Origin of the sequence: Pseudescherichia vulneris (assembly GCF_902164725.1) — a bacterium.
GTDB classification, from domain to species: Bacteria; Pseudomonadota; Gammaproteobacteria; order Enterobacterales; family Enterobacteriaceae; genus Pseudescherichia; species Pseudescherichia vulneris.
The window spans coordinates 1178453-1182277 of record NZ_LR607338.1 but is presented as its reverse complement, the minus strand read 5'-3'; the positions used below and the strand labels follow the sequence as shown (position 1 = coordinate 1182277).

At 60.0% G+C, this 3825-nt stretch carries 4 protein-coding genes; all 4 read left to right on the top strand.

From position 1 onward, the window contains the following. Window positions 1–111: 111 nt before the first annotated feature. Genes livH through livF form a run of 4 tightly spaced genes read left to right on the top strand, consistent with a single transcriptional unit; the run spans window position 112 to window position 3807 of the window. Window positions 112–1038: a high-affinity branched-chain amino acid ABC transporter permease LivH gene (gene livH / locus FN633_RS04825; protein WP_154056926.1), complete on the top strand. Its 927-nt coding sequence runs from the start codon at window positions 112–114 to the stop codon at window positions 1036–1038. Then, window positions 1035–2312, top strand: coding sequence for a high-affinity branched-chain amino acid ABC transporter permease LivM (locus FN633_RS04820; protein ID WP_042393201.1), 1278 nt, complete (start codon window positions 1035–1037; stop codon window positions 2310–2312). The genes livH and FN633_RS04820 overlap by 4 nt, the downstream gene beginning before the upstream one ends. After that, window positions 2309–3076 carry a high-affinity branched-chain amino acid ABC transporter ATP-binding protein LivG gene (gene livG, locus FN633_RS04815; RefSeq protein WP_154056925.1) on the top strand — a complete coding sequence of 256 codons (768 nt, stop codon included), beginning with the start codon at window positions 2309–2311 and terminating at the stop codon, window positions 3074–3076. The genes FN633_RS04820 and livG overlap by 4 nt, the downstream gene beginning before the upstream one ends. 17 nt (window positions 3077–3093) lie before the next feature. Beyond that, on the top strand, window positions 3094–3807 hold the full coding sequence (livF, locus tag FN633_RS04810; protein ID WP_042393287.1) for a high-affinity branched-chain amino acid ABC transporter ATP-binding protein LivF: 714 nt from the start codon (window positions 3094–3096) through the stop codon (window positions 3805–3807). Window positions 3808–3825: the final 18 nt, after the last annotated feature.

Below are 3825 nucleotides of genomic sequence, written 5' to 3'. Positions count from 1 at the left end.
CTGAAGGGATTTGAGTTCGGTGTCTTTGAATGGCATGCCGATGGTTCATCTTCGGTAGCTCAGTAAATCTCAATCGCCCGCTCAGCCGGGCGAGTTTAGAAAGGTTACGATATGTCCGAGCAGTTTCTCTACTTCCTGCAGCAGATGTTTAACGGCGTGACGCTGGGAAGCACCTATGCACTTATCGCCATCGGCTACACCATGGTCTACGGCATCATCGGCATGATCAACTTCGCCCACGGCGAGGTCTACATGATCGGTAGCTATGTCTCCTTTATGATTATTGCCGCCCTGATGATGATGGGCATCGACAGCAGCTGGCTGCTGGTCGCTGCCGGATTCATTGGCGCGATTGTGATCGCCAGCGCCTACGGCTGGAGTATCGAACGGGTGGCCTATCGCCCAGTGCGTAACTCTAAACGCCTGATCGCGCTGATCTCCGCCATCGGGATGTCCATCTTCCTGCAAAACTACGTCAGCCTGACCGAAGGGTCGCGCGACGTGGCGCTACCGAGCCTGTTCAACGGCCAGTGGACTATCGGCAGCAGCGAGAACTTCGCCGCTTCGATCACCACCATGCAGCTGGTGATCTGGATTGTCACCTTCGTTGCCATGCTGGCGCTGACCCTGTTCATCCGCTACTCCCGCATGGGCCGCGCCTGCCGCGCCTGCGCGGAAGATTTGAAGATGGCCAGCCTGCTGGGGATTAACACCGACCGCGTTATCGCGCTCACCTTTGTGATTGGTGCGGCGATGGCCGCCGTAGCGGGCGTCCTGCTCGGCCAGTTCTACGGCGTAATTAACCCCTACATCGGCTTTATGGCCGGGATGAAGGCCTTTACCGCCGCAGTATTGGGTGGGATCGGCAGTATTCCTGGCGCGATGATTGGCGGCCTGATCCTCGGCGTAGCCGAATCGCTCTCCTCCGCGTACCTGAGTACCGAGTATAAAGATGTGGTGTCGTTTGCTCTGCTGATCCTGGTGCTGTTGGTGATGCCAACCGGTATCCTGGGCCGCCCGGAGGTTGAAAAAGTATGAAACCGATGCATTTTGCGATGGCGCTGCTCTCCGCTGCGCTCTTCTTTGTGCTGGCTGGCGTCTTTATGGGCGTCCAGCTCAGTCTCGACGGCACCAAGCTGGTCGTCGGCAGCGCGGCGGATATCCGCTGGCAGTGGGTCTTTATCGGCACCGCCGTGGTCTTTCTGTTCCAGCTTCTGCGCCCAATGATGCAAAAAGGGCTGAAGAACGTCTCCGGGCCGAAGTTTGTCCTGCCCGCCATTGACGGTTCGACGGTTAAGCAGAAGCTGTTCCTCGTTGCCCTGCTGGTTGCCGCCGTGGCGTGGCCGTTTGTGGTCTCACGCGGCACGGTGGATATCGCCACCCTGACCATGATCTACATTATCCTCGGCCTCGGGCTGAACGTGGTGGTAGGCCTCTCTGGTCTGCTGGTGCTGGGCTACGGTGGCTTCTACGCGATTGGGGCCTATACCTTTGCCCTGCTGAACCACTATTACGGTCTCGGCTTCTGGACCTGCCTGCCGCTGGCGGGGCTGGTGTCCGCCGCGGCGGGCTTCCTGCTGGGCTTCCCGGTGCTGCGCCTGCGCGGTGACTATTTGGCGATCGTGACCCTCGGCTTCGGTGAGATCGTGCGTATTCTGCTGCTCAACAACACCGAAGTGACCGGTGGCCCGAACGGTATCAGCCAGATCCCGAAACCGACGCTGTTTGGCCTTGAGTTTAGCCGTACCGCCCGCGAAGGCGGCTGGGATACCTTCAGCAACTTCTTCGGCGTGAAATACGATCCCAGCGACCGGGTGGTGTTCCTCTATTTGGTGGCGCTGTTGTTGGTGGTCTTTACCCTGTTCGTGATCAACCGCCTGCTGCGCATGCCGCTGGGCCGCGCGTGGGAAGCGCTGCGTGAGGATGAGATTGCCTGCCGCTCGCTGGGCCTCAATCCGACCCGCATCAAGCTGACCGCCTTTACCATCAGCGCCGGGTTTGCTGGCTTTGCCGGCACGCTGTTCGCCGCGCGTCAGGGCTTCGTCAGCCCGGAATCCTTTACCTTTGCCGAGTCCGCCTTCGTGCTGGCAATTGTGGTGCTGGGTGGGATGGGCTCGCAGTTTGCGGTTATCCTCGCGGCGATCCTGCTGGTGGTCTCCCGTGAGCTGATGCGTGATTTCAATGAGTACAGCATGTTAATGCTGGGTGGTCTGATGGTACTGATGATGATTTGGCGTCCTGAAGGCTTGCTGCCGATGACCCGTCCACAGTTGAAACTGAAAAGTGGGCAAGTAAAAGGAGAGCAGGCATGAGTGAGCCATTACTGTCTGTTAACGGCCTGATGATGCGCTTCGGCGGGCTGCTGGCGGTGAACAACGTCTCGCTGGATCTGCATCCGCAGGAGATTGTCTCCCTCATTGGGCCGAACGGCGCGGGTAAAACCACGGTCTTCAACTGCCTGACCGGCTTCTATAAGCCCACCGGCGGCACCATCATGCTGCGCGACCAGCACCTGGAAGGGCTGCCGGGTCAGCAGATTGCCCGCATGGGCGTGGTGCGTACCTTTCAGCACGTGCGTCTGTTCCGTGAGATGACGGTGATTGAGAACCTGCTGGTTGCCCAGCATCAGCAGCTCAAGACCGGCCTCTTCTCCGGCCTGCTGAAAACCCCCGCCTTCCGCCGCGCCCAGAGCGAGGCCCTGGATCGCGCAGCCACCTGGCTGGATCGCATCGGCCTGCTGGCGCACGCTAACCGCCAGGCCAGCAACCTGGCCTACGGCGACCAGCGCCGCCTGGAGATCGCCCGCTGCATGGTGACCCAGCCGGAGATCCTGATGCTGGACGAACCAGCGGCCGGGCTGAACCCGAAAGAGACCAAAGAGCTGGACGAGCTGATCGTTGAGCTGCGTAACCATCACAACACTACCATTCTGCTGATTGAGCACGATATGAAGCTGGTGATGGGTATCTCCGATCGTATCTACGTGGTAAACCAGGGCACGCCGCTGGCAAACGGCACGCCGGAGCAGATTCGTAATAACCCGGACGTGATCCGCGCCTATTTAGGTGAAGCATAATGGTGGTGACGCGTAAGATGGAAAACGTGATGTTATCTTTTGACCAGGTCAGCGCCCACTACGGCAAAATCCAGGCGCTGCACGATGTCAGCCTACATATCAACCAGGGCGAAATCGTTACCCTGATCGGGGCCAACGGCGCGGGTAAAACCACGCTGCTTGGCACCCTGTGCGGCGATCCACGCGCCAGCAGCGGACGTATTGTCTTTGATGGTAAGGACATTACCGACTGGCAGACCGCCAAGATCATGCGTGAAGCGGTGGCGATTGTGCCGGAAGGGCGACGCGTCTTCTCTCGCATGACGGTAGAAGAGAACCTGGCGATGGGCGGCTTCTTTGCCGATCGCGACCAGTTCCATACCCGCCTTAAGTGGGTTTATGAGCTGTTCCCGCGACTGCACGAGCGCCGTATTCAGCGGGCCGGGACCATGTCCGGCGGCGAGCAGCAGATGCTGGCCATCGGCCGGGCGCTGATGAGCCAGCCGCGTCTGCTGCTGCTCGACGAGCCGTCACTTGGTCTTGCGCCGATTATCATCCAGCAGATCTTCGACACCATCGAGCAGCTGCGCAAAGAGGGGATGACCATCTTCCTCGTCGAGCAGAACGCCAACCAGGCGCTGAAGCTCGCCGATCGCGGCTACGTGCTGGAGAACGGTCGCGTGGTGCTGTCCGATACCGGCGACGCGCTGCTGGCCAACGAAGCGGTGCGGAGTGCCTACCTCGGGGGCTAAGTTCTTCCCAGGCCCGGC